This is a genomic window from Fusibacter sp. (assembly GCF_057447755.1).
In genome coordinates this window covers 1-4,826 of record NZ_JBVBZF010000266.1, presented here as the reverse complement: position 1 = coordinate 4,826, position 4,826 = coordinate 1, and the positions used below count along the sequence as shown (strand labels likewise).

Below are 4,826 nucleotides of genomic sequence, written 5' to 3'. Positions count from 1 at the left end.
TGCCAGCTCTAAATTTTTTAAAACGCCATAGGGCTGAGAGCCCGCGATTTCATCTGCTTTATCCTCAAGGTTCAAATCCTCTAGAATCCTCATGGCTTTCTCCCGGATTCGCTTTTCTTCAGTCCGCGCACGTTTTAGCATAAATGCTTGTTCAAGAACGGTGGATTTAAACTGTGAATGCGCCCCAATGAGCAAATTATCTATAATGGACAGATCTTTTATGAGTTCTACGTTTTGAAAGGTTCTCACTAATCCGAGTCCCACAATTTCATGAACCTTATAGTCCATCAGTTCAACCTCTTTGTCCTCTATTGTTCTAAATTTCACTGTGCCTTGATCTGGTGTATAGAACTTGGTAATGCAGTTAAAAACCGTCGTCTTTCCAGCGCCATTTGGTCCAATTAGACCATAAATCATTTTATCGCCAATCTCAAAGCTAAGATCATCGACTGCCTTTAGACCACCAAAGCTAATGGATAAGTGATCAATCTTCAACACGGATGCCATCCTTACCTCCTACATTGCTTTTCTTTTTAATCAGGGCATAAATATCATTCGGAATATTTATGAGCCCTTTGGGATAGAACATTATAAATATAATGATGCTGACACCTGTTAAAACAAATGATAGACCGTCAATATCACCTAGAATTGGCAGGCCCTGTAGAAATGTCGGCAAAAGCTTTAAGAAGGCCACGCCCACAACTGCACCGCCTATAGTGCCAAGTCCTCCAATTACAACACTGGCAAGTAAATCAAGCGAGAGTCCTATGCCCCAAAGTTTGGGTTCGCAAAATCTGAAAAAGTGAATGTAAAGACTGCCTGCAATACCGGCATACATGGTACTCAAAGAAAATGCCAAAAGTTTATATTTAAACAAGCTGACACCCATTGCTTGGGCTGCATGTTCACTCTTTTTCATTGCCACAAGTGCTCTTCCTGTGGCTGATTTCATGAAATTGTATGTGGCAATCATGAGCACTACCAAGACGAAAATCACTAAAACGTACACGGTCTCTTTGCTGAACTTATAGCCAAAGATCACAGGAAATCCCGCTTTTGTACCAGACCAACCACCAGTGAACTCTGAGAACTCTGCGAAAATTTCTTCGATAACCACAGCAAAACCGAGTGTTGCAATGGCCAAATAATGACCTTCAAGACGAAGGGCAATAAGACCAAGTACAAAGCCCACAAGAAGTGGTAAAATTGCCGCCAAGGCGATCCCTAAAACAAAGGGCAAATCCATCTTTGCGACGATATAGGCTGAGACGTATGCGCCCATGCCCATAAAAGCACCATGTCCAAGTGATATTTGACCTGAATAGCCCAACAATATGTTAAAGCCTAACGCGGCTATCGCAATAATGCCTATGGATGCCAGTAAGGTATATGTTGACCCCTTAGCGTTTATTGCAAGTGGTAGCAATATAGCAATAACGCCAAACAAAATGTATTGAAAAGGTTTTCTTTCTAATAATTGCACACTGACACCTACACTTTCTTAATGTATTTTTTACCAAACAGACCTGTTGGCTTGAGGATTAACACGCAAAGTATAAAAACATATAAAATTGCAGTTGCCCATTTTGAGGAGATGTAAAAGCCAATAATATTGTTGAGCATACCAATGATGAATGCGCCAATAACAGGTCCATAAAATGTTGCAAACCCACCTAAAACTGCAGAAATAAATGCTTTTAAATGGATGTCTGCCATCATGCTCACATTGACTGTAGTCAGTGGTGCAACCATTATAGCCGCCAGGGCTCCCAATACTGTACCCATAATCCAGATGACAAGTGAAACTTGCTGTGTTGGAATCCCCATAAGTCTGGCAGTGTTTACGTTTTCTGCAGTTACTCTAATGGCAAGTCCCCAACGCGTTTTCTGCAATATATAGAAGAGTATCCCCATAATGGCCAAAGTTATGAAAATAATTAAAATAGTATTTGGCAAGATTGATATGCCAAGAATGGTTATTGGATCCCCCTGAAGTAACTTAGGAAAATAAAGAGGATTGTTTCCAAACAGCATTGGCGCTAAGCCTTGGGCTACCATAACAAGTCCCATGGTCATGATCATTTTCCCAAGGGGGTCAATTTTGACAGCATGTCTCATAATGCCCCATTCAATTAAAAAGCCCACACCTCCTGCAACTAACAATGTTACGAGTACTGCAAGTCCAACTGGAACACCTGATGCCAATAATGCCGCAGCCACGAAGGCATGGAACATGCCCAGCTCACCTTGTGCAAAGTTGATGACACCTGTTGTTTTGTAGATCAATACTAAACCTAAAGCCGCAAGTCCATACATACTGGCGGATTGCATACCCCCTACGATATTTTGAAAAAATAATGTCATTCTTCCCCTCCTTAATGCAATGTACTTATATTATTTGCAAATACAATGCCAAATTTATATTGTGCAATTGCAAGTGGTCTGAGGATTTCACCATTGACAGGTCAAAAAAAATGTTCATTCTCTGTACAGTTTTTTGTACAAAGAATGAACATTTAGTCCACTTGTGATTTAATTTTATGATACAAGGCTTGAATATCAACTTCAATCTGAGGAAACCATAGTTGATCTGCATAAAGGGCCTGAACAATCAACATCATGAGACCATTAGCATAAGGTTTTCCAAAGTCTGCAGCCTTCTTAAGCAAGGGGGTCATCTCTGGATTGTAGATGAGATCAATCACACTACCTTGTCTTGCGATGAGTTCATCACTCACTGGAGACTTCCCATCTCGACCTACAGGTGTACAGTTGACCAACAGACCACTCTGCAAACCACTGTTTTCAATCATTTCATAGGTTAAACACTTTTCAGATTCGAAAATAGTGTCTGGATTTCTTGACACCACATTTACAGTCGCAACGCCTATATCCTTTAAGACGTGATAAACCGCCAGGGCAGAACCACCTGTTCCAAGGATAATTGCACGGACCGGGACTTCCTTTATAATTGATAGGACTGTTTCCTTAAAGCCATGGTAATCTGTATTATAGCCAAACCATTTTCCATCTCGCTTCACTACTGTGTTCACTGCGCCAATTTTTTTCGAAGCACTGTCCATTTCTTCAAGATAGGGTATAATATCCTGTTTATAAGGGATGGTGACATTAAAGCCTTCTAAGGCCCTTAGCGCATCGAGTTTTTCTTCTAAATCACCATCGACCAGCTTATAATCACAGTTTAACTTGTAGTGTTCATAAACGACCCTGTGGATCTTTGGTGATAAACTATAAGTGATTCCCTTTCCTAGTAATCCATAGTATGTCATAAAACCTCACCCATTTTGTAATTTCCAAGAAGCTTAAAGGCCTTTGAGTAATGCTTAATATGGTCGAGGGCCTTTTGTGTGGCTTCGTCCTCAATATTACCTTCAAAATCAATATAGAATGTATATTCCCACGGCTTATTTCGAATGGGTCTAGACTCAATTTTCATCAAGTTGATATGCTCAGTCTCAAAACAGCTCAACATCTTATATAGTGAACCTGGTGTATGGCTCACCACTGATTGAAAAGATACCTTATTTGCACTTTCACTTTTCACAGCGTCCTTACTGATCAATATGAATCTTGTAAAATTATTTACTTGGTCATTTATGTTTTCTTCAATAATATAAAGTCCAAACTGCTTGGCTGCAAGTTTACTCGCCACAGCTGCTTGGTTGCACTTTTTTTCCTTAGAAACCTTTTGAGCACTAAGTGCTGTGTTCTTAAAAGGGATACAGTGCATTTTATCGTATTTTTTAAAAAAGTTTTGACATTGATCAAAGCCCTGCTGGTGAGAATAAACAACCTCCACATCATTTGGCGAGATGGGTTCAGTCGCCATGAGATTATGGGTAATTCTAAGCGTTGTTTCAGCAACAATCTGTACATCATACTTATTAAGCAGATCGTATACAGCAGAAATACTGCCCGTTGAAGAGTTTTCTATCGGCAAAATGCCAAGCTGACATATACCAGACTCCACTGAATCAAACACGGCCTCAAAGGTATCATAACACACATAAGGCTTTTGACCATATAACTGGAGCATTGCTTCATAGCTATATGAACCTTCAATGCCTTGTAATGCAATTTTAGCCATTCGACATCTCCTTTCTGATAAGGTCATAAATCTTAATTGCAGTGACCGCTTTAACGACAATTGCGCCTCTAAGGGCTACACATGGGTCGTGACGTCCAACAATTTCAATTTTTTCTTCTTTAAAAGTATCTAAATTAACCGTATCTTGTTGTCTGGCAATAGATGGTGTCGGTTTAAAGGCACACCTGAACCAAATTGGCATGCCATTACTGATGCCACCATTGATACCGCCATTGTGATTTGTTCTTGTTCTAACTTTACCTTCATCCATTATAAAGGCATCATTTGCATCAGACCCCCTCATTTTTGCAAGGTCAAAGCCAGAGCCAAAGCTGACGCCCTTTACTGCCGGTATGGCAAATAAGCCATATGAAAGTTCACTTTCTATGGTATCGAAAATTGGATTTCCGACACCTACTGGCATACCAAGTACAAGTGTCTCCACGACCCCTCCCACTGAATCAAGCGAAAGCCTAGCTTTTTCCACTTCTTCTAGTACAGACGATTCAATTTCGGGTTGAATGAGTAGTGAAGACGAATCAAATTTATCAATAAGAGATTCTAGATTCAAATAATTTGAGAGACTCTCTCCCTTTACAGTCCCAACAGATTCCACTTGAGAAAGAATTTTGATATTTTGATCTGATAGCAACTGTTCCGCTATTGCACCTGCAAAAACAAGGGGTGCTGTCAACCTTGCCGAAAAATGGCCGCC

6 protein-coding genes are annotated in these 4,826 nt (G+C 40.2%); all 6 read right to left on the bottom strand.

Translation table 11 applies throughout. The annotated features are described in order from the left end of the window. Window positions 1-507 (bottom strand): ABC transporter ATP-binding protein (locus AC220I_RS18140; protein ID WP_486725280.1); only part of this gene is annotated, 507 nt, incomplete at its 3' end. Further along, the gene (locus AC220I_RS18135; protein ID WP_486725279.1) at window positions 485-1,486 is read right to left on the bottom strand and encodes a branched-chain amino acid ABC transporter permease; all 1,002 of its coding nucleotides are present in this window, start codon (window positions 1,484-1,486) and stop codon (window positions 485-487) included. The genes AC220I_RS18135 and AC220I_RS18140, both read right to left, overlap by 23 nt. An 8-nt stretch (window positions 1,487-1,494) precedes the next feature. Beyond that, the gene (locus tag AC220I_RS18130) at window positions 1,495-2,367 is read right to left on the bottom strand and encodes a branched-chain amino acid ABC transporter permease (protein ID WP_486725278.1); all 873 of its coding nucleotides are present in this window, start codon (window positions 2,365-2,367) and stop codon (window positions 1,495-1,497) included. A 152-nt stretch (window positions 2,368-2,519) separates the two neighbouring features. After that, window positions 2,520-3,293 (bottom strand): shikimate dehydrogenase family protein, encoded by a 774-nt coding sequence (locus AC220I_RS18125; protein WP_486725277.1) that lies wholly within the window; start codon window positions 3,291-3,293, stop codon window positions 2,520-2,522. Then, on the bottom strand, window positions 3,290-4,111 hold the full coding sequence (gene pheA, locus AC220I_RS18120; RefSeq protein WP_486725276.1) for a prephenate dehydratase: 822 nt from the start codon (window positions 4,109-4,111) through the stop codon (window positions 3,290-3,292). Before pheA ends, AC220I_RS18125 begins: the two co-directional genes overlap by 4 nt. Continuing rightward, the coding region (gene aroC / locus AC220I_RS18115; protein ID WP_486725275.1) for a chorismate synthase at window positions 4,104-4,826 on the bottom strand (723 nt) is incomplete at its 5' end. The genes aroC and pheA, both read right to left, overlap by 8 nt.